Annotated in this window: 26 protein-coding genes; 10 read left to right on the top strand and 16 right to left on the bottom strand. The window is 73.4% G+C overall.

The window, feature by feature from the left end:
• Nucleotides 1-28 precede the first annotated feature (28 nt).
• From CYQ11_RS20780 to CYQ11_RS20770, 3 genes are read left to right on the top strand one after another with little or no spacing between them, the layout of a single operon-like run.
• Entirely contained in the window at nucleotides 29-1,327 is a 1,299-nt protein-coding gene (locus CYQ11_RS20780; protein WP_099201319.1) for a magnesium transporter MgtE N-terminal domain-containing protein, read from the top strand.
• The gene (locus CYQ11_RS20775) at nucleotides 1,314-1,883 is read left to right on the top strand and encodes a DUF1003 domain-containing protein (protein WP_099201320.1); all 570 of its coding nucleotides are present in this window, start codon (nucleotides 1,314-1,316) and stop codon (nucleotides 1,881-1,883) included. Before CYQ11_RS20780 ends, CYQ11_RS20775 begins: the two co-directional genes overlap by 14 nt.
• A gap of 43 nt (nucleotides 1,884-1,926) precedes the next feature.
• Nucleotides 1,927-3,087, top strand: a complete 1,161-nt coding sequence (locus tag CYQ11_RS20770; protein ID WP_099201321.1) for an Mrp/NBP35 family ATP-binding protein — start codon at nucleotides 1,927-1,929, stop codon at nucleotides 3,085-3,087.
• 71 nt (nucleotides 3,088-3,158) lie between these two features.
• Here the strand turns inward: CYQ11_RS20770 and CYQ11_RS20765 are convergent, their stop codons facing one another.
• The 5 genes from CYQ11_RS20765 to sigE form a co-directional block, all read right to left on the bottom strand.
• On the bottom strand, nucleotides 3,159-3,848 hold the full coding sequence (locus tag CYQ11_RS20765; RefSeq protein ID WP_099201322.1) for a hypothetical protein: 690 nt from the start codon (nucleotides 3,846-3,848) through the stop codon (nucleotides 3,159-3,161).
• Between the two features lie 135 nt (nucleotides 3,849-3,983).
• Entirely contained in the window at nucleotides 3,984-4,427 is a 444-nt protein-coding gene (locus CYQ11_RS20760) for a sec-independent translocase (protein ID WP_099201323.1), read from the bottom strand.
• 106 nt (nucleotides 4,428-4,533) lie between these two features.
• Complete coding sequence (locus tag CYQ11_RS20755; RefSeq protein ID WP_099201324.1) at nucleotides 4,534-6,240, bottom strand: trypsin-like peptidase domain-containing protein; 1,707 nt, start codon at nucleotides 6,238-6,240, stop codon at nucleotides 4,534-4,536.
• Nucleotides 6,241-6,348: 108 nt separating this feature from the next.
• A complete protein-coding gene (locus tag CYQ11_RS20750; protein ID WP_099201325.1) occupies nucleotides 6,349-7,098 on the bottom strand; it encodes an anti-sigma factor family protein in 750 nt (249 codons plus the stop codon).
• Nucleotides 7,095-7,871 (bottom strand): RNA polymerase sigma factor SigE, encoded by a 777-nt coding sequence (sigE, locus tag CYQ11_RS20745; protein WP_099201326.1) that lies wholly within the window; start codon nucleotides 7,869-7,871, stop codon nucleotides 7,095-7,097. Before sigE ends, CYQ11_RS20750 begins: the two co-directional genes overlap by 4 nt.
• Nucleotides 7,872-8,048: 177 nt before the next feature.
• Here sigE and CYQ11_RS20740 point away from each other — a divergent pair, with 177 nt between their 5' ends.
• Complete coding sequence (locus tag CYQ11_RS20740) at nucleotides 8,049-8,714, top strand: O-methyltransferase (RefSeq protein WP_099201327.1); 666 nt, start codon at nucleotides 8,049-8,051, stop codon at nucleotides 8,712-8,714.
• A gap of 167 nt (nucleotides 8,715-8,881) precedes the next feature.
• On the opposite strand, the gene CYQ11_RS20735 is transcribed toward CYQ11_RS20740, so the two are convergent.
• A complete protein-coding gene (locus CYQ11_RS20735) occupies nucleotides 8,882-9,049 on the bottom strand; it encodes a DUF3117 domain-containing protein (RefSeq protein ID WP_009997451.1) in 168 nt (55 codons plus the stop codon).
• 318 nt (nucleotides 9,050-9,367) lie between these two features.
• Here CYQ11_RS20735 and chcB point away from each other — a divergent pair, with 318 nt between their 5' ends.
• Entirely contained in the window at nucleotides 9,368-10,168 is an 801-nt protein-coding gene (gene chcB, locus CYQ11_RS20730; protein WP_099201328.1) for a 2-cyclohexenylcarbonyl CoA isomerase, read from the top strand.
• A gap of 59 nt (nucleotides 10,169-10,227) precedes the next feature.
• Here the strand turns inward: chcB and CYQ11_RS20725 are convergent, their stop codons facing one another.
• Both CYQ11_RS20725 and CYQ11_RS20720 read right to left on the bottom strand, forming a co-directional pair.
• Entirely contained in the window at nucleotides 10,228-10,818 is a 591-nt protein-coding gene (locus CYQ11_RS20725) for a DNA-3-methyladenine glycosylase I (RefSeq protein ID WP_099201329.1), read from the bottom strand.
• Nucleotides 10,815-11,153 carry a DivIVA domain-containing protein gene (locus CYQ11_RS20720; RefSeq protein WP_099201670.1) on the bottom strand — a complete coding sequence of 113 codons (339 nt, stop codon included), beginning with the start codon at nucleotides 11,151-11,153 and terminating at the stop codon, nucleotides 10,815-10,817. Before CYQ11_RS20720 ends, CYQ11_RS20725 begins: the two co-directional genes overlap by 4 nt.
• A gap of 107 nt (nucleotides 11,154-11,260) precedes the next feature.
• Between CYQ11_RS20720 and folP the strand changes: the two genes are divergently transcribed.
• A complete protein-coding gene (gene folP / locus CYQ11_RS20715; protein WP_099201330.1) occupies nucleotides 11,261-12,121 on the top strand; it encodes a dihydropteroate synthase in 861 nt (286 codons plus the stop codon).
• A gap of 63 nt (nucleotides 12,122-12,184) precedes the next feature.
• On the opposite strand, the gene CYQ11_RS20710 is transcribed toward folP, so the two are convergent.
• Nucleotides 12,185-12,934: an LOG family protein gene (locus tag CYQ11_RS20710; RefSeq protein WP_099201331.1), complete on the bottom strand. Its 750-nt coding sequence runs from the start codon at nucleotides 12,932-12,934 to the stop codon at nucleotides 12,185-12,187.
• 57 nt (nucleotides 12,935-12,991) lie between these two features.
• Nucleotides 12,992-14,071 (bottom strand): succinyl-diaminopimelate desuccinylase, encoded by a 1,080-nt coding sequence (dapE, locus tag CYQ11_RS20705; RefSeq protein WP_104651077.1) that lies wholly within the window; start codon nucleotides 14,069-14,071, stop codon nucleotides 12,992-12,994.
• A 72-nt stretch (nucleotides 14,072-14,143) separates the two neighbouring features.
• Here dapE and CYQ11_RS20700 point away from each other — a divergent pair, with 72 nt between their 5' ends.
• Complete coding sequence (locus tag CYQ11_RS20700; protein ID WP_099201332.1) at nucleotides 14,144-15,139, top strand: VldE C-terminal domain-containing protein; 996 nt, start codon at nucleotides 14,144-14,146, stop codon at nucleotides 15,137-15,139.
• Nucleotides 15,140-15,429: 290 nt separating this feature from the next.
• A complete protein-coding gene (locus CYQ11_RS20695; protein WP_099201333.1) occupies nucleotides 15,430-15,834 on the top strand; it encodes an ATP-binding protein in 405 nt (134 codons plus the stop codon).
• Between the two features lie 97 nt (nucleotides 15,835-15,931).
• Here CYQ11_RS20695 and dapC read toward each other — a convergent pair whose 3' ends face one another.
• Complete coding sequence (gene dapC / locus CYQ11_RS20690; RefSeq protein WP_099201334.1) at nucleotides 15,932-17,029, bottom strand: succinyldiaminopimelate transaminase; 1,098 nt, start codon at nucleotides 17,027-17,029, stop codon at nucleotides 15,932-15,934.
• 118 nt (nucleotides 17,030-17,147) lie between these two features.
• On the bottom strand, nucleotides 17,148-17,477 hold the full coding sequence (gene fdxA / locus CYQ11_RS20685; RefSeq protein WP_099201335.1) for a ferredoxin: 330 nt from the start codon (nucleotides 17,475-17,477) through the stop codon (nucleotides 17,148-17,150).
• 114 nt (nucleotides 17,478-17,591) lie between these two features.
• Between fdxA and CYQ11_RS20680 the strand changes: the two genes are divergently transcribed.
• Together CYQ11_RS20680 and CYQ11_RS20675 are read left to right on the top strand one after the other, a co-directional pair.
• Nucleotides 17,592-18,599, top strand: a complete 1,008-nt coding sequence (locus tag CYQ11_RS20680) for a GNAT family N-acetyltransferase (protein ID WP_099201336.1) — start codon at nucleotides 17,592-17,594, stop codon at nucleotides 18,597-18,599.
• 60 nt (nucleotides 18,600-18,659) lie between these two features.
• Nucleotides 18,660-19,499 carry a transglutaminase family protein gene (locus CYQ11_RS20675; protein WP_099201337.1) on the top strand — a complete coding sequence of 280 codons (840 nt, stop codon included), beginning with the start codon at nucleotides 18,660-18,662 and terminating at the stop codon, nucleotides 19,497-19,499.
• 64 nt (nucleotides 19,500-19,563) lie between these two features.
• Here the strand turns inward: CYQ11_RS20675 and CYQ11_RS20670 are convergent, their stop codons facing one another.
• The 4 genes from CYQ11_RS20670 to CYQ11_RS20655 are packed head-to-tail and all read right to left on the bottom strand — an operon-like array spanning nucleotide 19,564 to nucleotide 23,189.
• The gene (locus CYQ11_RS20670; RefSeq protein WP_275666435.1) at nucleotides 19,564-20,208 is read right to left on the bottom strand and encodes a response regulator transcription factor; all 645 of its coding nucleotides are present in this window, start codon (nucleotides 20,206-20,208) and stop codon (nucleotides 19,564-19,566) included.
• Between the two features lie 35 nt (nucleotides 20,209-20,243).
• On the bottom strand, nucleotides 20,244-21,449 hold the full coding sequence (locus CYQ11_RS20665; protein ID WP_099201338.1) for a sensor histidine kinase: 1,206 nt from the start codon (nucleotides 21,447-21,449) through the stop codon (nucleotides 20,244-20,246).
• Between the two features lie 46 nt (nucleotides 21,450-21,495).
• Complete coding sequence (locus tag CYQ11_RS20660) at nucleotides 21,496-22,239, bottom strand: ABC transporter permease (RefSeq protein ID WP_099201339.1); 744 nt, start codon at nucleotides 22,237-22,239, stop codon at nucleotides 21,496-21,498.
• The gene (locus CYQ11_RS20655) at nucleotides 22,236-23,189 is read right to left on the bottom strand and encodes an ABC transporter ATP-binding protein (RefSeq protein ID WP_099201340.1); all 954 of its coding nucleotides are present in this window, start codon (nucleotides 23,187-23,189) and stop codon (nucleotides 22,236-22,238) included. Before CYQ11_RS20655 ends, CYQ11_RS20660 begins: the two co-directional genes overlap by 4 nt.
• Between the last annotated feature and the right edge of the window lie 141 nt (nucleotides 23,190-23,330).

Below are 23,330 nucleotides of genomic sequence, written 5' to 3'. Positions count from 1 at the left end.
AATCGGACACAGGAGGAGGTGCGCGGCCATGGCAGCAGGCGCCGCCCGGGTGTTCGTGTCGCACCTCTCGGGCGTGGCGGTCTTCGACCCCAACGGCGACCAGGTGGGCCGCGTCCGCGACGTCGTGGCGATGCTGCGCGTCGGCGGCCGTCCGCCCCGCGTGCTCGGGCTGGTCGTGGAGGTCGTCAGCCGCCGCCGGATCTTCGTGCCGATGACCCGGGTGACCGGGGTGGAGTCCGGGCAGGTCATCACCACGGGCGTGGTGAACATGCGGCGCTTCGAGCAGCGCCCCACCGAGACGCTGATCCTGGGCGAGCTGCTGGACCGGCGGGTGAAGCTCGTCGACGGGGGCGAGGAGGTGACCGTCCTCGACGTGTCGATCACCCAGCTGCCGGCCCGCCGCGACTGGGAGATCGACAAGGTCTTCGTCCGGCGCGGCAAGGGCGGGGCCCTGCGCCGCAAGGGCGAGGCGCTGACCGTGGAGTGGTCCGCCGTCACCGGCTTCTCGCTGGAGGAGCACGGGCAGGGCGCCGAGAACCTGCTGGCCACCTTCGAGCGGCTGCGCCCCGCCGACCTGGCCAACGTCCTGCACCACCTCTCCCCCAAGCGCCGCGCGGAGGTCGCCGCGGCGCTGGACGACGACCGGCTGGCGGACGTCCTGGAGGAGCTGCCCGAGGACGACCAGATCGAGATCCTCGGCAAGCTGAAGGAGGAGCGCGCCGCCGACGTCCTGGAGGCCATGGACCCCGACGACGCGGCCGACCTGCTCTCCGAGCTGCCCGAGGAGGAGAAGGAGCGGCTGCTGACCCTGATGCAGCCCGACGACGCCGCGGACGTCCGCCGGCTGCTGGCGTACGAGGAGCGCACCGCGGGCGGTCTGATGACCACCGAGCCGATCGTGCTGCGCCCGGACGCCACCGTCGCCGACGCCCTCGCACGCGTACGCAACCCCGACCTCTCCCCCGCGCTCGCCGCGCAGGTCTACGTGTGCCGGCCGCCGGACGAGACGCCGACCGGGAAGTACCTGGGCACCGTGCACTTCCAGCGGCTGCTGCGGGACCCGCCGTTCACGCTCGTCGGATCGCTCACCGACACCGACCTGCGGCCGCTGCCGCCCGGCACCCCGCTGCCGGCCGTGACCAGCTACCTGGCGACGTACAACATGGTCTCCGCCCCCGTGGTGGACGACAGCGGCTCGCTGCTCGGCGCCGTGACCGTCGACGACGTGCTGGACCACCTGCTGCCCGACGACTGGCGCGAGACCGAGCTGCACTACGGCGCCCCGGGCATGAGCGAACTGCCGGAGGCCGCCGATGGGCGCCGCTGAGCGCGCGGAGCACCGCAGCGAGGCGCGGGAGCGTGAGCGTGAGCGGGCGCACACGCCCCCGCGGGTGCGCCTGGACCTGCCCCGCCCACAGCGGCGGACCTGGCTGCCGGAGTACGACCCGGAGGCGTTCGGCCGCACCTCGGAGCGGATCGCCCGCTTCCTGGGCACCGGCCGGTTCATCGTCTGGATGACCGTCGTCATCATCCTGTGGGTCGTGTGGAACACCAGCGCACCCGGGCACCTGCGGTTCGACAACTACCCGTTCATCTTCCTGACCCTGATGCTCTCCCTCCAGGCGTCGTACGCGGCCCCGCTGATCCTGCTCGCCCAGAACCGGCAGGACGACCGCGACCGCGTCAATCTCGAACAGGACCGCAAGCAGAACGAGCGGTCCATCGCGGACACCGAGTACCTGACGCGGGAGATCGCGGGGCTGCGCATGGGCCTCGGCGAGGTCGCGACCCGCGACTGGATCCGCTCGGAGTTCCAGGAGCTGGTCAAGGAGCTGGAAGAGCGCCGCGTATTCCCGGAGGAGAGTGAGGAACGCGACCGCTGAGAGGCTTTCCTCGCGCCCTACGACGCGCCGTACCATCAGTCCTATGGCTACCGACACGTACGGCACCGCCGCGCCGGGCGAGGACGCGATCCGCGTCGCGCTCGCGACGGTCAACGACCCCGAGATCCAGCGACCCATCACCGACCTGGGGATGGTCAAATCGGTGGAGATCGCGGCGGACGGTTCGGTCGCGGTGGCCGTCTACCTGACGGTGTCCGGCTGCCCCATGCGGGAGACGATCATCAGCCGGGTGACCGAGGCCGTCTCGCGCGTCGAGGGCGTCACGGGCGTCTCCGTCGAGCTGGACGTGATGAGCGACGAGCAGCGCCGTGAGCTGGCCGCCTCCCTGCGCGGCGGACAGGCCGAGCGCGAGGTGCCCTTCGCCAAGCCCGGCTCCCTGACCCGGGTCTACGCGGTGGCCTCCGGCAAGGGCGGCGTCGGCAAGTCCTCCGTGACGGTCAACCTGGCCGCCGCCATGGCGGCCGACGGGCTGAAGGTCGGCGTCGTCGACGCGGACATCTACGGCCACAGCGTCCCGCGCATGCTGGGCGCGGACGGCAAGCCCACCCAGGTCGAGAACATGATCATGCCGCCGTCGGCGAACGGCGTGAAGGTCATCTCGATCGGCATGTTCACCCCCGGCAACGCGCCCGTGGTCTGGCGCGGCCCCATGCTGCACCGGGCCCTCCAGCAGTTCCTCGCGGACGTCTACTGGGGCGACCTCGACGTGCTGCTCCTCGACCTCCCGCCGGGCACCGGCGACATCGCGATCTCCGTCGCCCAGCTCGTGCCCAACGCCGAGATCCTGGTCGTGACGACGCCCCAGCAGGCCGCCGCCGAGGTCGCCGAGCGCGCGGGCTCGATCGCCGTGCAGACCCACCAGAAGATCGTCGGCGTCGTGGAGAACATGTCCGGGCTGCCCTGCCCGCACTGCGACGAGATGGTCGACGTCTTCGGCACGGGCGGCGGCCAGCTCGTCGCCGACGGCCTCACGCGCACCACGGGGACGAACGTCCCCGTGCTCGGCTCGATCCCGATCGACGTCCGGCTGCGCGAGGGCGGCGACGAGGGCAAGCCCGTCGTCCTGACCGACCCCGAGTCCCCGGCGGGCAGCGCGCTGCGCGCCATCGCCGGCAAGCTGGGCGGCCGTCAGCGCGGCCTGTCCGGCATGTCGCTGGGCATCACCCCGCGCAACAAGTTCTGAAGCCCGCTCCGACCGACGCGCGAGGGGCGGCCCCCACCGGGGCCGCCCCTCGCGCGTCGCGCACGCCCGCGTCAGTGGGTGTAGTCCGTGATGTTCTTGATCACCGAGAAGCCCATGCCGTACGCGCTCATGCCCCGCCCGTACGCGCCCAGGTGCACCCCGCCCTCCTCGGGCGAGCCGGCCAGGACCCAGCCGTACTCGGACTCGCGGTAGCGGAAGTCCGTCGGCACCCCGTCCACCGGCAGGGACAGCGTCGACCAGGCGGACTCCTCCAGCCGGTCGGCCAGCTCCCAGGCGAGGGCCGTCTGCTGGTCCAGCCAGTCCTGCCGCAGGGCGCGCTCCATCTGGGCGGGCCAGGTGCAGGCCAGCAGGCCCGAGCCGGCGAGCCAGGCCGCCGAGGAGACCGAGGTGGCCTCCAGCACGCCCGTGCCGTCGGCGCTGCGCCGCACCGGGCGGCTGGCCACCGTCACCACCACGGCGAAGCGCTGGGTGCCCGTCTCGTGCTCCACCCGGCCCATCCGCAGCGAGGGCTCGGCGCCGTGCCCCGTCGAGCCGTGCTCCACGGTGCCGTCGGCGGCGGCGCCGACCTGCATCAGCCAGCGCGGCCCGGTGTACGCCTCGTCCAGTCCGTACCAGGGGAACGACGCCAGGAGATAGCCGTCGACCGAGCGCCGGGGACCGGGCCCGCCCTCAGGCACTCCCTGCGCGTCCGCGGCGGACGCGTCGGCCCCCTGCGCCCCTACCCGGCTCGTCGTCTCCATGTGCGCGGCGCCTCCTCGTAGCCCGTCGTCCCGGGTCGCCCCGTCGGCCCGGGGGCGTCGAGCCCCCGCGCGCGACCGCAACCCAAACAAAGGGAGGATAGCCACCCCCGTCAATGGGGCCCGGGATGCGCGGGCTCAGGTGGCGTCGGCGTCGAAGGGCGGACGCTCGCCCGGCTGGATCTTCTCGGCCTTTTTCAGCAGGTCCGGGGTACCGGAGGCACCGGACGACGCGGAGGAGCCGGCCACCGGGTCGGGGGTGCGACCGTGCACCGCGTCAGTGACGTCGGCCATCTCGGCCTTGAAGTCGAATCCGTTGCGGATCTCCTTCAGGCCCAGCTCGTCCTTCTCCAGCACGTGCTTGCGCACGAACGTCTTGGGGTTGAGGTCCTCGAACTCGAAGTCCTTGAACTCGGGCCCCAGCTCCGAACGGATGTCGTGCTTGGCGTTCTCGGAGAACTGCCGGATCTTGCGCAGGGTGCGCGAGACGTCCTGGATCAGCTTCGGCAGCTTGTCGGGCCCGAAGATGAGCACCGCGAGGACGACGAGCGAGACAAGCTCGAGAGGTCCTATGTCCAGCACGTCGCACAGCTCCTTGGGGCGTCAGTGGCCGAGTCGTGGCCGTCTATCACGGTACCTGGCCCGGCGGGTGGTGCGGGAGACGCCCGGGCCAACACGGGACCAACGCTCAGCCCGCGCTGGCCGAGCCCAGCGTCAGCCGCACCGACTGCTCCCGGCCGTCGCGCTCGACGGTCAGCTCCAGCCCGTCCCCGGGCCGGTGGCTGCGGACCTTGACGATCAGCTCCCGGCCGCTGTGCACGGGCACGCCGTCCACCTTCTTGATCACGTCCTGGGGGCGGATGCCCGCCTTGTCCGCCGGGCCGCCGGAGGTGACGCCCGCGCCCTTGGCGCCGTCGGCGTTCACCCGGGCGCCGTCGCCCGTGTAGCCCATGTCGAGGGAGACGCCGATGACCGGGTGGGTGGCACGGCCGGTGTTGATCAGCTCCTCGGCGACGCGCTTCGCCTGGTTGACGGGGATGGCGAAGCCCAGGCCGATGCTGCCGCCCTGACCGCCGCCCTCGGACTCGCCGGCGGACCGGATCGCGCTGTTGATGCCGATGACGCGGGCCTCGGAGTCCATCAGGGGCCCGCCGGAGTTGCCCGGGTTGATAGGGGCGTCGGTCTGGAGGGCGTCGACGTAGCTGACGTCGCTGCCGTCCTGCTTCTTGCCCCCGGCGGTGATGGGGCGCTCCTTGGCACTGATGATGCCGGTGGTGACCGTGCCCGCCAGGTCGAAGGGGGCGCCGATGGCGACGACGGAGTCGCCGACGCGGACGGAGTCGGAGTTGCCGAGGGCCAGCGGGGTCAGCCCCGACACCCCCGTGACCTTGATGACGGCCAGGTCGTAACCGCCGTCGCGGCCCACGAGGGTGGCCTTCGCGGTCTGGCCGCCGTTGAAGGTCACGGATATCGAGCCGCCGGAGCCGGCCGGCTGGACGACGTGGTTGTTGGTGAGGATGTGGCCCTGCTTGTCCAGCACGAAGCCGGTGCCGGTGCCCTGCTCCCCGCCGCCGCTCACATGGATGGTGACCACGCCCGGCAGGGCGCGGGCGGCGATCCCGGCGATGCTGCCGGGGGCCCGGTCGCCCTTGTCGGCGGCGGACTGCGGAAGCCGCACCTGGGGGGTCATCCCGCCGTCCCGCTCCAGGGCGGCTCCGATGCCACCGCCGACGGCGCCGGCGACCAGCGCCACAGCGACGGCTCCGGTGACGATCCTGCGCCGCGTCGGGCCGCCCTTGCCGCCGCCGGTCGCCTCGCCGCTCTCGGGGACGCGCGTGCCCGCGGCCCAGGGGTCGTACTGCCAGGGCCCGGCAGGGGCCGCGGCGGGAGCGTGGGCCTCGGCGGGCAGCGCCGTGCCCTGCGCCGGCGTCACACCCGGCTGCGCACAGGCGTACGGAAGCGGCGCCGCCGGCACGGACGGATCACACACCCCCGACTGCGGCTGCGGGTACGCGGGCAGCGCCGTGCCCTGCGCCGGCGTCACACCCGGCTGCACCTCGGCCTGCGACGCGGCGTAGGGAGGCGGCGTGGGGGGCACGTGGGTGCCGTGCGGGGGCGTCACCACGGGGCGCTGCACGGGCGGCGCCGGGGCCCAGGGGCCGGGACGGCCGTAGGGCGGGGTCCCGTAGGGATCGGGGGCGTGCAGGGGCACGGGCGCCGGCTCCGGTGCGGGCGACGTCCCGGGGGCTGCCGGGGCCGGCGCCTCCCGGCGCGGCTCCGCGGGAAGGCCGGGTGCCGCCGGCTCCGGTGAACCGTCGGCGGATCCCGCGGCCGGGTGCGGCACCGCGCCGCTCGTCCCCGGGTCGCCGGCCGCTCGTGCCTTGCCCTCGTCCATCCTTCTCCCCACCGTTCGTCCGCAGCCGCGCCCGCCCGAAGCGGGCGCGCCCCACCGACGATTACACCAGGTCCACACGGGGGTGCGGAGGGGGGAGTCGGCCCTCGCTCACCGGGCGGCGGCCGCCCGGCCCGACTGCGCCCGGGACCGCTCCGGAGGAGTCGCGGTGCGGGCCAGGGAGGTCCGTATCAGCGGCGGATGCACCGGCGCCCCCGACGGACGCAGCAGCGCCACGGGGGAGAAGGCCGTGGCCGCCGGGGTGCGCACGGAGTCGCTCTGGCCGCCGAGGCCCTGGGACATCGCGAGCGAGGTGGTCGTCACGCTGGACTGACCGCCGCCGCGGGCCCGGGGGGTCTCCACGGCCGTGCCCAGGGGCTGCGCCCCGACCAGCGCGAGCGCCGCGAGCGAAACCGTGCCGGCCGCCGCGAAGGCGAACCGCCGCCCGCGCGAGCCGGCGCGCACACCCGGACCGCGCTCGAAGTCGTGGATCCGGAAGCCGCCGTCACCGGGCTGCACGGTGACCGCGGGCAGGAAGGCGAAGGCCTCCGCGCGAGCGCCGAACCCTCTTCCCCGGGCGTCGCCCGGCCCCGGGCCGCCGTCCGCCGGCTCCCCGGTCATCTCGCCCGGCAGGCCCTGCAAACGGGCGAGCAGCGCGTCGGAGACCGGCGGCACGGCCGCCTGCGCGAACACGTTCTTGATCCGGCGCTGAGCATCGGCTTCCGCCTTGCATTTCCCACAGGTGGCGAGGTGCGCCAGCACCCGCTCCCGGGCATCGTGCCCCAACTCCCCGTCGACCAGCGCCGCGAGACGGTCGCCGAGATGCTGCTCGGCGGGGGACTGACCGCCTGAACCGGTCACGCGATCCCGACCTCCCCACCGAACGGGAGGCCGGAGGCCACCCCTGCCACGGCACGCTGCTCGGCCCGGGCGGCGGGCGAGCGGTGCGAAAGAGCCTTGCGCAGATGGGAGCGGCCGCGGTGGATGCGGCTGCGCACGGTGCCGAGCTTCACGCCGAGCGTCGCGGCGATCTCCTCGTACGACAGGCCCTCGATGTCGCACAGCACGACCGCCGCGCGGAACTCCGGGGCGAGCGTGTCCAGCGCCTGCTGGACGTCGGCGTCGAAGTGCGTGTCGTTGAAGTGCTGCTGGGGGGAGGGCTCGCGGCTGGGGAGCCGCTCGGCGGCGTCCTCGGCCAGCGCGTCGAAGCGGATGCGCTGCCGCCGGCGGACCATGTCGAGGAAAAGGTTGGTGGTGATGCGGTGCAGCCACCCCTCGAACGTGCCCGGGGTGTACGTCGACAGCGAGCGGAAGACGCGGACGAACACCTCCTGCGTCAGGTCCTCGGCGTCGTGCTGATTGCCCGTGAGGCGGTAGGCGAGGCGGTAGACCCGGGCGCTGTGCGTGCTGACGATCTCCTCCCAGCTGGGAGGAGTCCATGCCTGCGGAGCCGCGTCGGTGGCGAAGGTCGCGGTGGTTGCGGAGTCCTGGGCGCGGGAATTGTCAGCGGTGTCGGTCGCGGATGTCGGCTCGGCGGCGGACCTGCGGAAGCGCCTGAGCACTCCCCGGCGATCGCCACCCGCAGCCGCACCTCCCCTGTCGGCTCTGGTGGTGTCCAGTGGAGCCCCTACCATATCCACCTCGCCCGTTAGCTACGGATAAGTATTTTTGACCCGCTTTTTGGTCTTGATCTGCGGTGATCCGTCCCAGCGGGCCCGCCCCGCCGTCGCCACCGGCCGCCGGGCCCCCTCCACCCCTCCCAACGCCCGGTCCCATCTGCGGGTTCCCGTGCGCAGCGGATACAGTCACGGTTGCGTCGACTACGGGGACAGGAGAGGGCCATTACCGGCAACCAGCAGACGAGCTGGGCGTTCGCCGATGTGTTCGTCGCCGAGGACGAGGCCCTGCGCTGGGCCCGGGACCGGGCCTACGAGGCAGGGCTCCGCTCGGTGTCGAACGGCACCGGCGCGGCGCTGCGCCTGCTCGCCGCCGCTGTGGACGCCAAGGCCGTCGCCGAGATCGGCACCGGCACCGGGGTCTCCGGCATCCACCTCCTGCACGGCATGCGCCCGGACGGTGTGCTCACGACCGTTGACAGCGACCCGGAGTGCCAGCAGTTCGCCCGGCAGGCGTTCCGCGCGGCGGGCTTCGCCGGCAACCGTGCGCGCTTCATCCCCGGCCGGGCCCTGGAGGTGCTGCCGCGCCTCGCCGACGGCGGCTACGACCTGGTCTTCTGTGACGGGGACCGGCTGGAGTGCCTGGACTATCTAGCCGAATCGTTGCGCCTGCTGCGCCCCGGTGGACTGGTCTGCTTCGAGGGCGTCTTCGCCGACGGCCGCACGGTCGACGCGGCGCTGCCGCCCGCGGAGGTGCAGCGGGTGCGGGAGTTGCTGAGGGCCGTGCGCGAGTCCACGGTGCTGGTGCCGTCCCTGCTGCCGGTCGGCGACGGGCTGCTGTGCGCGGTCCGGCGCGGCTGAGCGCCGCTCCGGGGCCGGGCGGGGCCGGCGGGCCGGCCGAGGGCCGGGTGCCCCCGCTCAGCCCTCGGTACGCAGGTACCGGTACGGGCCCCGGACACGCCGCCGCCCCGGGGCCGGACGAGCCGGCAGCCGGGGCGGTGCGGTGCGGAAATCGTGGGGGCTGTGCGTCAGCCGACGACCTTCTTCAGGGCGTCACCGAGAGCCTCGGCCTCGTCCGGGGTCAGCTCGACGACGAGACGACCGCCGCCTTCGAGCGGAACCCGCATGACGATGCCCCGCCCCTCCTTGGTCACCTCGAGCGGGCCATCGCCCGTCCGCGGCTTCATGGCCGCCATGCTCGTTCCCCTTCCTGAAACCAGCTCATCGTCAGCCGACGGCCCTATGGAAGGGCACGCGTCACCGGCATCGAACACATTGCTTCCAGGCCATTATCCCGCATCTCGCGACCCAATGACCAACATCGGTCCGCATCCCTTCGGCAACGCGCTGCCGCAAAACCACTCAATTCGGGGATGGTCCTGCCTTCCCGTACCTCCTCCGTACCCACACCGGTACCGGATTGTTTGACGCAGGTCACATATCCGTCCGCGTATCCGCCCCGGATGATCTCCGGCATGCTGAGCCCCACAGCCGACCCAGGGAGGGACCCCGCCATGTCCGACGCCGTGCTCTACGAGGTGACGGAAGGGCTCGCGACGATCACGCTGAATCGTCCCGACGCCATGAACGCGCTGAACACGGAGACGAAGGCCGCCCTTCGCGACACCCTGCACGAGGCCGCCGGCGACCCGGCCGTGCGGGCCGTCCTGCTCACCGCCACCGGACGGGCCTTCTGCGTGGGGCAGGACCTCAAGGAGCACGTCACCTCCCTGGCCGCGGACCGGGAGAACGGCACGCGGGTGACCATGGAGACGGTCAAGGACCACTACAACCCCGTCGTCACGGCGATCACCCGGATGCCGAAGCCGGTCGTGGCCGGCGTCAACGGCGTCGCGGCGGGCGCGGGGGCGGGCTTCGCGTTCGCGGCGGACTTCCGGGTGGTCGCCGACACGGCGTCGTTCAACACCTCCTTCGCCGGCGTCGCCCTCACCGCCGACTCGGGCGTCTCCTGGACGCTCCCCCGCCTCATCGGCCCCAGCCGGGCGGCGGACCTGCTGCTCTTCCCGCGCAACGTCAGCGCGCAGGAGGCGTACGACCTGGGCATCGCGAACCGCGTCGTGCCCGCGGCGGAGCTGGCCGCGGAGGCCGCCGCCGTGGCCCGCCGGCTCGCCGGGGGGCCGACGGCCGCGTACGCGGCGATCAAGGAGTCGCTGGCGTACGGGGCGGAGCACTCGCTGGAGGAGACGCTCGCCAAGGAGGAGGAACTGCAGAGCGCGGCGGGCTCGTCCGAGGACCACGCCATCGCGGTCGCGGCGTTCCTGGCGAAGGAGAAGCCCGCGTTCGTGGGCCGCTAGCGCGCGTTCCCGGTCCTCGCCCCGCACAGCGGGCGGGGCGGGGACCGGACGCCCTCTTCTCAGCCCCGCACGTGACAGTCGGCCAGGTGGTCGTCGACCAGCCCGCACGCCTGCATCAGGGCGTAGGCCGTCGTCGGCCCCACGAACCGGAAACCACGCTTCTTCAGGTCCTTGGCGAGCGCGGTGGACTCCGCCGTGATCGCCGGCACGTCCGCGGACGTCCGCGGCACCGGCCGCCCCGCGGCCGGGGCGAAGGACCACACCAGCGCGTCCAGCTCCCCCTCGCCCAGCCGCTCGGCGGCGCGGGCGTTCTCCACCGCCGCCGTGATCTTCGCGCGGTTGCGGATGATGCCGGGGTCGGCCAGCAGCCGCTCCTCGTCCGCGGGCGTGAAGGCCGCCACCTTCTCGATCGAGAAGCCCGCGAACGCCGCGCGGAAGCCCTCACGTCGCCGCAGGACCGTCAGCCACGACAGGCCCGACTGGAAGGCCTCCAGGCATATCCGTTCGTAGAGCGCGTCGTCGCCGTGGACCGGGCGGCCCCACTCCGTGTCGTGGTAGACGCGGTAGTCCTCCGCGGACGCGGCCGCCAGGCCGCCCCACGGGCAGCGCGCCAGTCCGTCCGGTCCGAGGACCGCTGCCCCGTCGCTCACTCCTGCTCCCCCTCTTCCTTCTCGCGCCTCATCGCCGCCGCCTGCGCGCCGGCGAGCGCGGCCTCCAGCTCGGCGATGCGGGCGTCCCGCTCGGCCAGCTCGGCACCGAGCCGGTCCAGGACGTCGTCGGTCTCCGCCATGCGGTAGCCCCGCAGGGCCATCGGCAGGCGCAGCGCCTCGACGTCGGCCCTGCCCAGCGGACGGGCACCCGGCAGGGGCCAGGCCAGCCGGTCCGGGACCGCCTCGGGGAGCACCTCCGCGCCCCCGCCCCCGGCGACGGCGAGCGTGACCGCTGCGACCACCACGACCAGCGCGATGAGCAAGAACCAGAACACGGCCGTCTCCCCGTCCATCCTCCGTCAGCCAATCCGTCCACCCCGATCGTGCCATGCCGCACTGACGGTTAAGGTCGCTGGCGGACCACGGAGAGGGAGTACGGAAGATGCTGCGGCTGGGACGACGCGAGTTCGGCGCTCACGAACCGGTGATCATGGCGATCGTGAACCGGACCCCCGACTCCTTCTACGACCAGGGCGCGACGTTCCAGGACGAGCCCGCGCTGGCCCGGGTGGAGCAGGCGGTGGCCGAGGGTGCCGCGATCATCGACATCGGCGGGGTGAAGGCCGGGCCCGGGGAAGAGGTGACCGCCGAGGAGGAGGCCCGCCGCACGGTGGGGTTCGTCGCGGAGGTGCGCCGGCGCCACCCGGACGTCGTCATCAGCGTGGACACGTGGCGGCACGAGGTCGGCGAGGCGGTCTGCGAGGCCGGCGCGGACCTGCTGAACGACGCGTGGGGCGGCGTCGACCCCCGGCTGGCGGAGGTCGCCGCCCGCTACGGGGCGGGCCTGGTGTGCACGCACGCGGGCGGCGTCGAGCCGCGCACGCGACCGCACCGGATCGCGTACGAGGACGTGATGGCGGACATCCTGCGGGTGACCGTCGGGCTGGCCGAACGGGCCCTGGAGCTCGGTGTCCGGCGCGACGGCATCATGATCGACCCGGGGCACGACTTCGGGAAGAACACCCGGCACTCGCTGGAGGCCACGCGGCGGCTGGGCGAGATGACGGCGACGGGCTGGCCGGTGCTCGTCTCGCTGTCCAACAAGGACTTCGTCGGGGAGACCCTCGACAAGCCGGTCAAGGAGCGCGTGCTCGGGACCCTGGCGACGACGGCGGTGTCGGCCTGGCTGGGGGCGCAGGTCTACCGGGTGCACGAGGTGGCGGAGACGAAGCAGGTGCTGGACATGGTGGCCTCGCTCGCCGGCCACCGTCCCCCGGCCGTGGCCCGGCGCGGACTGGCCTGAGGCCCGGCCGGCCGCTCCGGCGGCGGGGGGGTGGGGGCCCGCCGGGCGGGCCCCCCGGCTCCGTCACATGCCGGCTTCCTTCGTCACCAGCCCGACCGCCTCCTGCACGTCGTCCGTGACATGGAACAGCTGGAGGTCGTGCAGCCCGGCCTTGCCCTCCGCCACCAGCGTGTCGCGCAGCCAGCCGACCAGGCCCCGCCAGTAGCCGGTGCCGAAGAGCACGATCGGGAAGCGGGTGACCTTCTTCGTCTGGACGAGCGTGAGGGCCTCGAACAGCTCGTCCAGCGTGCCCAGGCCGCCGGGCAGCACCACGAACCCGCTCGCGTACTTCACGAACATCGTCTTGCGGACGAAGAAGTACCGGAAGTCCACGCCGAGATTCACGTACTGATTGAGCCCCTGCTCAAACGGCAGTTCGATGCCCAGGCCGACGGAGACGCCCCCGGCCTCCATCGCGCCCCGGTTCGCGGCCTCCATCGCACCGGGGCCGCCGCCCGTGATGACCGCGAAGCCCGCCTCGACGAGCCCCCGCCCGATGGCCACCCCGGCCTCGTACTCCGGCGTGCCCGGCCGGGTGCGGGCCGAGCCGAACACGCTGATCGCCGGGGGCAGTTCGGCGAGCGCGCCGAAGCCCTCGACGAACTCCGACTGGATGCGCATGACCCGGAAGGGGTCCTCGTGGACCCAGTCCGCCGTCCCTCTGGTGTCCAGCAGGTGCTGGTCGGTCGTGCCGGCCTGCATCTGGCCGTGCCGGCGCACGACCGGCCCCCGGCGCTGCTCCCGCGGTGTCCGCCTCTCCTCCGAACTGGCCATGCGCAAGCTCCCTCCGCTGAGATCGTTGGCGTTCAGCGTAGGCCCAGCGGGGGCCCGTCAGGCGGTGAGCCAGGCGCGCAGCCGCTCCTCGCAGTGCGTGATCTTCTCGGTCGCCACGTGCTCGTCACGCTTGTGGGCGTAGAGCGGGTCACCGGGACCGTAGTTGACGGCGGGCACGCCGAGGGCGCTGAAGCGGGAGACGTCCGTCCAGCCGAACTTGGGCCGCGCCGCGCCGCCCACGGCCGCCATGAAGGCGGCGGCTGCCGGGTGCGTGAGGCCGGGGCGGGCGCCGGCCGAGTGGTCGTCGACGACGAAGTCGACGACCCCGCAGTCCGCGAAGACCTCGCGGACGTGAGCGAACGCCTCCTCTTCCGTACGGTCCGGGGCATAGCGGAAGTTCACCGTCACCGTGCACGCGTCGGGGATGACGTTGTTGGCGACGCCGCCCTCGATCCGCACGGCGTTGAGGCCCTCGTGGAACTGGAGTCCGTCGACGACGGGCCGGCGCGGCTCGTACGCGGCGAGCCGGGCGAGGATCGGCGCGGCGGCGTGGACGGCGTTGGAGCCCATCCAGCTGCGCGCCGAGTGGGCCCGCTCGCCCTCGGTGCGCAGCAGCACCCGCAGCGTGCCCTGGCAGCCGCCCTCGACCTCGGCGTCGGTGGGCTCCAGCAGGACGGCGAAGTCGCCCGCCAGCCAGTCGGGGTGGGCCTCGGCGACGTGTCCGAGGCCGTTGAGGTGGGCGGCGACCTCCTCGTTGTCGTAGAAGACGAAGGTGAGGTCGCGGTTGGGGGCGGGCACGGTCGCGGCGACGCGTAGCTGCACGGCGACGCCCGACTTCATGTCACTGGTGCCGCAGCCCCACAGGACGCCGTTCTCGTCCAGCCGGGAGGGGACGTTGTCCGCGACGGGGACGGTGTCGATGTGCCCGGCGAGGACGACCCGCTCCGCGCGCCCGAGGTTCGTGCGGGCGACCACGTTGTTGCCGTGGCGGTCGACCGTCAGGTGCGGCAGGGCGCGCAGTTCGCGCTCGATGGCGTCGGCGAGGGCCTTCTCGTCGCCGCTCTCGGAACGGAAGTCGACGAGCTGGGCGGTCAGGGCGGCGGCGTCGAGGGACAGGTCCAGTGCGGGGGCATCCATGCGGCGAGCCTAACGCGGCCGTCGTGACGTCCAGCACGAGCGCGGGGCGGTCTCTCAAGTAACGTGGCCCGCATGTCCCGGATCATCGTCACCCGTCGTGGCCGACTGCTGCGTACCGTGGCCGCCTGCGCCGTGCTGCTGGCGCTGGCCGGGTATCTGGTGGCCCAACTCGTCACGGGCGGGCCGGGGGCGCCGCGCTGCACGGTGCGGGCCGCCGGGCAGTCCTACTCCCTCTCGCCCGAGCAGGCGGTGAACGCGGCGACCATCTCGGCCGTGGGCTCCTCGCGCGGGCTGCCGGAGCGGGCGGTCACGATCGCGCTCGCCACCGCCATGCAGGAGTCGGGTCTGCGCAACATCCACCACGGTGACCGGGATTCGCTGGGTTTGTTCCAGCAGCGGCCGACACAGGGCTGGGGCACGGCGGGGCAGATCACGGACCCGGTCTACGCGGCCGGGAAGTTCTACGAGCACCTGGTGGAGGTGCCGGGCTATTCGCGGCTGCCCCTGACGGTGGCCGCGCAGAGGGTGCAGCGCAGCGGTTTCCCGCAGGCGTACGCCAAGCACGAGCCGGACGCGTCGCTGCTGTCGGCGGCGCTGACGGGCCGCGCGGCGGCCACGTTCAGCTGCACGAAGAGCCCGGCCGACGGGAAGCCGGGCGACCCCTCGGCGGTACGGACGAAGCTGACCCGCGAGTTCGGCACCGGGGTGCTGCCCGCGGTGACCTCGGGAACGGGCGGTGACGGCCTGGGCGGCGCCGCCGGCGGCCGCACGGTGACGGTGCCGGTGCCGGCGCAGTCCGACCGGCCGGCGGCGGACGACGGGAACGCGCCGCGCGGCTGGGAGCTGGCGTCGTGGGCCGTGGCGCACGCGGCGGAGCTGCGGATCGAGCGCGTCTCCTTCGCGGGCCGGGTGTGGTCGGCGAAGAATTCCGCGGACGGCTGGCGGAAATCCGCGGCCGGATCGGAAGACCGGGACCGTGACGGATCCACCGGTGTACCGGGCGGCGGAACGGGCAGCGTTTCCGGTGGGAACACCTCCGGTGTGGTCCGGATCACCACCGCTCAGTAGTACGACCGTCCCCTCCCCGGAAGTACGCCCCGTATACGGGAGTTGCCGTGCCCGGCGCCGTCCGCACGCGCTCTCGAACCACCCCCGGCGACCTTGTGACTAAAGGCTTTCGAGCCTTCCGTATTGGACGACAAGCTGACCGGTTTGGCGTGGTTTTGACGAGGCAGATAATGCGATGCATTACTTACTCTTTACCTTGGGCCACCGCAACCTTCGAGGGGCTCACGCGGTAGTCACTGCGTCCGCACGGCGGACAGCAACCGACCCCATCACTCCGTCAAAGGAGCAACATGTCCCTCCCCCTCACGCGTCGGATCGCCCGGGCCGCCCTGCTCGTCGCGGCGGCCGCTCCCATCGTCGGTGCCGCGGCCGGCTCGGCGAGCGCCGCGGACCTGGTCAAGGCCCCCGACCTCGGCGGGCTGAGCGCGGTGGACAGCGCGAATCTGGGCAACAACGTCGACTCGGTCTCCCACCAGGCCGGTGACGTGGCGACGGGCGTCGGGGCCAAGGCCGTGCACACCACCACCAGCGCCGTCAGCAAGGCCGGCAAGGAGCACGTGCCGGCCGCGCAGAAGGTCACCGGCCAGCTGGCCGGCTCGGCCGGCCAGGCCGTCGGCGAGACCGCCAAGGGCGTCACCAAGGGCGGCCTGCCCACCCAGGGCCTGCCGACCCCCAAGGGCCTGCCCCTCGGCTGAACCGCCGCGCGACTCACCCCAGAGGGGCCCGGGAAGGAGACTTCCCGGGCCCCTTCTGCGTCTTCCGGGGCCGCCTCGGCCACCGCCCCGCGTAGGCCTACTCGGCCAGACGACGGACCGCCGCCTCCACGCGCTCGTCGGTGGCGGTGAACGCGATCCGCACGAAGCGCCCGCCCGCCTCGCCGTAGAAGTCACCCGGCGCCACGAGGATGCCGCGCTTGGAGAGGTCGCCGACGGTGTCCCAGCAGGGCTCGTCGCGGGTCGCCCACAGGTACAGGGACGCCTCGCTGTGTTCGATCCGGAAGCCCGCGCCCTCGAAGGCGGTCCGCAGGGCGGCGCGGCGGCGGGCGTAGCGGGCCCGCTGCTCGGCGACGTGCGCGGTGTCGCCCAGGGCCGCGACCGTGGCGGCCTGGACGGGGGCGGGGATCATCATGCCGCCGTGCTTGCGGATCTGGAGCAGCTCGCCGAGGACGGCGGCGTCGCCGGCCAGGAAGGCCGAGCGGTAGCCGGCCAGGTTGGAGCGCTTGGAGAGCGAGTGGACGGCGACCAGGCCCTCGTACGAGCCGCCGCAGACGTCCGGGTGCAGCACCGAGACCGGCTCCGCCTCCCAGCCCAGCTCCAGGTAGCACTCGTCGCTGACGACCAGGATCCCGTGCGAGCGCGCCCAGGCCACCGCCCGGCGCAGCTCCTCCTTCGACAGCACCCGGCCGGTGGGGTTGGACGGCGAGTTCAGCCACAGCAGCCTCAGGCCCGCGGGGTCCAGCTCCGTGGGGTCGTCGTAGACGACGGGCTCGGCGCCCGCGAGGCGCGCGCCCACCTCGTAGGTGGGGTAGGCCAGCCGCGGGTAGGCGACCTTGTCGCCCGCGCCGAGGCCGAGCTGGGTGGGCAGCCAGGCCACCAGTTCCTTGGAGCCGACGACCGGCAGCACGTTGACGTGCTCCAGGTCCCGGGCGCCCAGGCGGGCGCCGGCCCAGCCGGTGAGCGCGTCCCGCAGCGCGGCCGTACCCCAGACCGTGGGATAGCCCGGGCTGTCGGCGGCGTCCGCCAGCGCCCGCTGGATCACGGCCGGCACCGGGTCGACGGGCGTGCCCACCGACAGGTCGACGATGCCGTCCGGGTGGGCGGCCGCGGTGGCCTTGTAGGGCTCGAGGCGGTCCCACGGGAAGACGGGGAGCCGGGAAGAGACTGCGCTCACGGTGGTCGCTGCTCGCTCTCTCGCTAGGGGCACCAGGGCGTGGTGCGGGTGGGGGAAACGCCGCGGCCCCGTACGGCTGAAGGTGCCGTACGGGGCCGCGGCTACGCTGTGCCGACGATCAGTGCTCGCCGTCGTTCATCGGGGGCAGCCCGGCGACGAAGGGGTGGTCGCGCTCGATCAGGCCGAGCTTGGAGGCACCACCGGGCGAGCCGAGCTCGTCGAAGAACTCGACGTTCGCCTTGTAGTAGTCCTTCCACTCCTCCGGGGTGTCGTCCTCGTAGAAGATGGCTTCAACCGGGCAAACGGGCTCGCAGGCGCCGCAGTCGACGCATTCGTCCGGGTGGATGTACAAGGACCGCTGGCCCTCGTAGATGCAGTCGACGGGGCACTCCTCGATGCACGCCTTGTCCTTCACGTCGACACAAGGCTCTGCGATGACGTAGGTCACGCTGTCGTTCCTCCTCGGTAGGGCTCATCTCGCGCGGGAGCGCGGCGTCGTCGATGCCCACACCTAGTATCTCCCTCCCCGGGCACATGACGAACAAGAGGGGCGGGCGCAGCTGTGGAATTCACCACGGGCGGGAGACTGGAAGTGCGGATCAGCGCGGCAGATGTGGGAAAAAGGGTCTCCGTGCGGCGGTTGAACGACTCGGCCGACTCACCGGAGCGTTTCACGGACACCGTCGGAGTGCTCACCTCATGGGACCACGGTGTGCTGCGGATCACACGGAGAACCGGTCAAACAGTTGAAATTCCGGAAGACGCGCTGGTCGCCGGAAAGGCCGTCCCCCCGGCTCCGCCGCGCCGCCGGGGCCCCGCGGCCACGCTCCGGGAGCTCCAGGAGATCGCGGCCCGGGGCTGGCCCGCGCGGGAGACCGCGCGGCTGGGCGCCTGGACCCTGCGCGCGGCGGGCGGCTTCACCACCCGCGCCAACTCCGTCCTCCCCCTCGGTGACCCCGGGCTTCCCCCGTCCGAGGCCCTCGACCGGGTGACCGCCTGGTACGCCGAGCGCGGGCTGCCGGCGTGCGTGCAGGTCACCACGGGTGACCCGGCGCAGGACGAGCGCCTGGACGCCGAGCTGGCCGGGCGCGGCTGGACCGCCGAGCGGTACGCGCTGATGCGGACGGCCGCGCTGGCCCCGATCGCCGACGCGGCCGCCGACACGGGCCGGGTGCTGCTCGGCCGCGAGCCGGACGAGGCGTGGCTGGCGGCCTACGGGCGCACGGGCGCCGACCCCGCCGACGCGACGGCCGTGCTGACCGGCGGGCCGTCGGTGTGGTTCGCGACGGTGCCGGCGGAGGAGCCCGGCGAGGGCCCGGCGGCCATAGCGCGCTGCGTGGTCGACGGCCGGTGGGCCGGCTTCGCCGCGCTGCACGTCAGCCCGAACCGGCGCCGGCAGGGGCTGGGCACGCGCGTGATGGCACGCCTGGCCCGGCAGGCCCTGGACGAGGGCGCCTCGGCGGCGTACCTGCAGGTGGAGACGGACAACGGGGGAGCCGCGGCGCTCTACGACGAGCTGGGGTTCACCACGCATCACGCCTATCACTACCGGCGTGAGCCGTCGCGCTAGTCGCACCATGGACATGGCGGTGACGGTGGCGGCACCGCCCCGAGCGGGTACGAGGCACCCATGTACGACGACACCACGGGCCGGCGGCGACAGTTCGCCGAGGCGGCCCGCGAGGACCGCCCGGACCTGGCGCTGCTGTGCCTTCTGGTCAGCGCCGAGGCGGAGGGAGGGCTGCGCGAGGAGGCCCTCGACGCGGCACAGATCGAGCTGGACCGGCTCGCCGGGCTGCTGCCGGCGCTGGGCAGAGGGGCCCCGCCCCGGCGCTGGGCGGAGGCGCTGGCGGAGCTGCTCGGCGGGCGCTGCGACTTCCGCGGGTCGCCGGCCGACTACCGGCGCCTGGAGTCCTCGCTGCTCGACGAGGTGCTGCGGCGGCGCCGGGGCCTGCCGATCCTGTTGTCGGTGATCTGGATGGAGGTCGCCCGGCGGGCGGGCGCCCCGGCGTACGGGGTGGCCCTGCCGGGGCACTTCGTCGTGGGCTTCGGCGACCCGTACGGGCAGCACGTGCTGGCGGACCCCTTCGACGGGGGGCGGCCGCTGTCGGAGGAGGACGCGGGGCTGCTGGTCGCGGGGGCGACCGGGGCGCCGCTGTCCCCGGCGATGTTCGCGCCCGCCGAGCCGCTGGAGATCGTCCTGCGCGTCCTGAACAACATCCGCGCCTGGGCCGCGGCCCGCCCCGAGCGCAGTGACGTCCAGCTCTGGGCCGTCGAGCTGTCCCTCCTGCTGCCCAGCCACCCGGCCCGGCTGCGCTACGAGCGCGCGGAGCTGCTCGTGGAGCGCGGCGAGTTCGCGCGGGGCGCGCGCGAACTGGACGAGTACGCGGACGCGATCGCGCCCGTCGAGCCGGACGCGGCGGAGTCGGTCCGCCACCAGGCGCTCGCCGCGCGGGCGATGCTGAACTGAGGGGTGGCCCGACCGTCCGGCCCGTCCGGCGCTTGAGGACGAAGGGGCGAGGCGGGGGGAAGCCCTACAGCCACCCCTTGTCCCGCGCGATGCGCACCGCCTCCGCCCGGTTCCGGGCGCCCGTCTTCTGGATGGCGACCGACAGGTAGTTGCGCACGGTGCCCTGCGACAGGTGCAGCGCCGCCGCCAGCTCGGCGTTCGTCGAGCCGTCGGCGGAGGCGCTGAGGACCGCGCGCTCGCGGTCGGTCAGCGGGTTGGCGCCCTCGGCGAGCGCGGCGGCCGCGAGCGTCGGGTCGATCACCCGCTCGCCCCGCAGCACGCGCCGCACCGCGTCCGCCAGCTGCGCGGCCGGCGCGTCCTTGACCAGGAAGGCGTCCGCGCCGGACTCCATGGCCCGGCGCAGATAGCCGGGCCGGCCGAAGGTCGTCAGGATGACGACCTTCAGGGCCGGCAGCTCGCCCCGCAGCAGCAGCGCCGCGTCGAGGCCGGTCATGCCGGGCATCTCGATGTCGAGCAGCGCCACGTCGACGGGCGTGCGGCGGGCCGCGTCCAGGACCTCGTCGCCGCGGGCGACCTGGACGACCACCTCGATGTCCTCCTCCAGCCCGAGGAGCGCGGCGAGGGCCTCGCGGACCATCGACTGGTCCTCCGCGAGGAGGACCTTGATGGTCCGTCGGGTGTCGGGGGCGGTTCCGGGCGCAGCAGTCACAGCGAAAGGGTAGGGCGCCCCGTGGCCGTCCGGGGTCACGCCCGCGGCTCGGCGCTCTCCTCGGCCGCCGGGGCGGTGGCGGTCGGGCGGGCGAGCGGCACGCACGCCCGCAGCCGGAAGCCGCCGCGCGGTGCGGGGCCGGTCTCCAGGCGGCCGTCGGCGAGGGCCAGCCGTTCCGTGAGGCCGGTCAGCCCGTTGCCGTGCGGGCGGGACGGGCCGTGGCCGTCGTCGGTGACGGTCAGGCACAGTTCGTCGCCCGACTCCTCCAGGGCGACGTCGCAGCGGGTCGCGCCGCTGTGCCGGACCACGTTGGTGACCGCCTCCCGCAGCGCCCACGCCAGCGCGCCCTCCGGGTCCGGGGCGAGGTCGGGGTGACCGCCGGCGATCTGGCCGACGTCGGCGGCGATGCCGGCCGCGGCCAGGGCGGTGCGGGCGCCGGCCAGCTCCGCGTCGAGCGTGGGGCGGCGAAAGCCGCTCACCGCCTCCCGCACGTCCACCAGGGCCTGCCGGCTCACCCGCTCGATGTCCGCGACCTGCTGCGCGGCCTGCTCCGGCCGGTCCGGCAGCATCCGGCCGGCCAGTTCGCTCTTGAGCGTGATGAGGGACAGGGAGTGCCCGAGGAGGTCGTGCAGGTCGCGGGCGAGCCGCAGCCGTTCCTCGTTGGCGGCGAGGTGGGCGACCGTGGCCCGGGCCTCGCGCAGCTCCCGCATGGTGCGGCCCATCTGGACCACGGCGATCATGGCGACGCCGCCCAGCAGGGTGGGCAGCACCAGCAGCAGCATCTCCGCCGTCCCCGCCCCGTTCAGCAGGCCGAGGACGCAGACGGTGACGGCGATGAACGGGACGACGCGCAGCCCCCAGCGCGGCGGGAACAGGACGCCGCTGGAGATGGAGACGTAGACGAGCAGCACCGTCCACGCCCCGCCGAGCGTCAGCGTCAGGGCCAGCGCCAGACAGTACTGCCCGGCGAGGATCCCCACCTGCCAGCTGGCGAGGCGTTCGGGCCGGGGCCCCAGCACCAGGAAGAAGTAGGTGCTGACGAAGGTGATCATCCCGGCCCAGCCGAAGCCCGTCGCGACGGCCGTGTGGCGCCCGGACGTGAGGTCGTCGACCGCGTAGTAGAGGTACGACATGTACAGCAGGGTCCAGCAGACCTTCGCCACCACCTGGCGCCGGTCCTCCGGCGCCCGGCCGACGGTGGCGTACGCGCCGATCGCCGCCGGCTGCTCGCGCTCGTTCATGTTCGCAGTGTCTCCTCTGCCCGCCGGGCGCCTTCGGCCGCGGACGTCACGCCTTGTGCGTGTCCTTGCGGTACAGCCAGGCGGCGGCACCACTGAACAGCAGCAGGTAGACGAAGAGGATCGCCACGTCCTTCAGGTGCGGGGCGTCACCGACCTCGATGGCCTGGCCCAGGGCGGCGTACGCGTGGGTGGGCACCCACTCGGCGATGTTCTGCAGCCACTTCGGGAAGACGGCGGTCGGCATCCACAGGCCACCCAGCATGGACAGGCCGAAGTAGATGATGAAGGTGATGGGACGCACGGCGTCGCCGGTGGCGAGGTAGCCGACGGCCACGCCGAGCGCGGCGAAGACGATGCTGCCGGCCCAGATGACGCCCGTCAGGGCGAACCACTGCCACACGCCGTCGAAGCGCACGTCCTTCACGGTCGCGGCGACGACGAACACCACCAGGATCGACGGGAGCGACACCACGGCCGCCGACGCGACCTTCGCGGTGACGTAGCCGCGGCCGGGCAGCGAGGTGAGGCGCAGCTGGCGCACCCAGCCCTTCTCGCGCTCCTTGGCGATCCTCTCGCTGTTGCCGACGAGGACGGCGGTGATCGCGCCGAAGGAGGCCATGGAGACCATCATCAGCAGCGGGAGGGTCAGCCCGGTGCCCTCGACGACCTCGCTCGTGCTCGCGCCGCCCGCGATCATCAGATAGAGGGCCGCCGGGTAGATCACCGAGAAGAACATGAACTTCTTGTTGCGCAGGGTGCGCGTGATCTCCAGCTTGATGAGCGTGTTCATCGGTTCGCCTCCTCGGCGGTCGCGGCGTCGGTGATGGCGATGAACGCCTGCTCCAGGCCAAGGCCCGCGACCTCGAGGTTGCGGGGGTAGAGGCCGAGCCCGTAGACCGCGTGCACGGTCGCGTCGGCGTCGCGCGACTGGAGGCGGACCGTACGGCCGGTGATCTCCAGGGAGGTGAGGAAGGGCAGCTCACGCAGGGCCGCCTCGCTGATGTGGCCCTCCAGGTCGAAGACGATGCGGCGGGCGCCGGCCTTCGCCTTGATCTCGGCGGCGGAGCCGTCCGCGATCACCCGGCCGCGGTGGAGCACGATCACGCGGTCCGCGATCGCGTCGGCCTCCTCCAGGTAGTGCGTGGCGAAGAGGACGGCGCGGCCCTCGTTCGCCTGCTGGCGCATCACGCCCCAGAACGCCTGGCGGGCCGAGACGTCCATGCCGGTGGTGGGCTCGTCGAGGACGATGAGCTCGTTGGCGCCGGCGGTGGCCATCGCGAAGCGCACCCGCTGCTCCTGGCCGCCGGAGAGCTTGTTGACCATGCGGTCGGCGATCTCGGTGATGCCCGCCTGTTCCATCACCTGCTCGACGGGGTAGGCGCGGCGGTGGAGGTCGCACGCGAGCTGTACCAGCTCACGGACCTTCACCTCCTCCATCAGGCCGCCCGACTGGAGCATCGCGCCGACCTTGCCCTGCTCGATGGCCCGCTGCGGGGTGGTGCCGAAGACCTCGACGCGGCCGGCGTCGGGGTTGCGCAGCCCCAGCAGGAGGTCGAGCGTGGACGACTTGCCCGCGCCGTTCGGGCCGAGCAGTGCGACGGTTTCCCCCGGGTGGAGTTCCAGGTTGAGCTCGGCGACGGCCCGCACGTCGCCGTAGCTCTTGCTGACGTTCTCGAAGCTGACCACGGGAGCGCCGGTCCGGCGCCCGTCCCCCGTGAACACATGTGCAGTAGTGGTCATGGGCACAAGCATCGCCGGTCGGCGGGGTGCCGCGGCAGTGTCAGCCGTCGTGAGCCGGGGATGACAGATGTCATGGTCACGGCCGCACGACGGGACCCCCGCGCCCGAGGGGCGCGGGGGTCCGGGTTCTGGCCGCCACCG

Source organism: Streptomyces cinnamoneus (genome assembly GCF_002939475.1).
GTDB classification, from domain to species: Bacteria; Actinomycetota; Actinomycetes; order Streptomycetales; family Streptomycetaceae; genus Streptomyces; species Streptomyces cinnamoneus_A.
The sequence above is the reverse complement of the archived record's forward strand: the minus strand, read 5'-3'. Positions and strand labels throughout refer to the sequence as shown.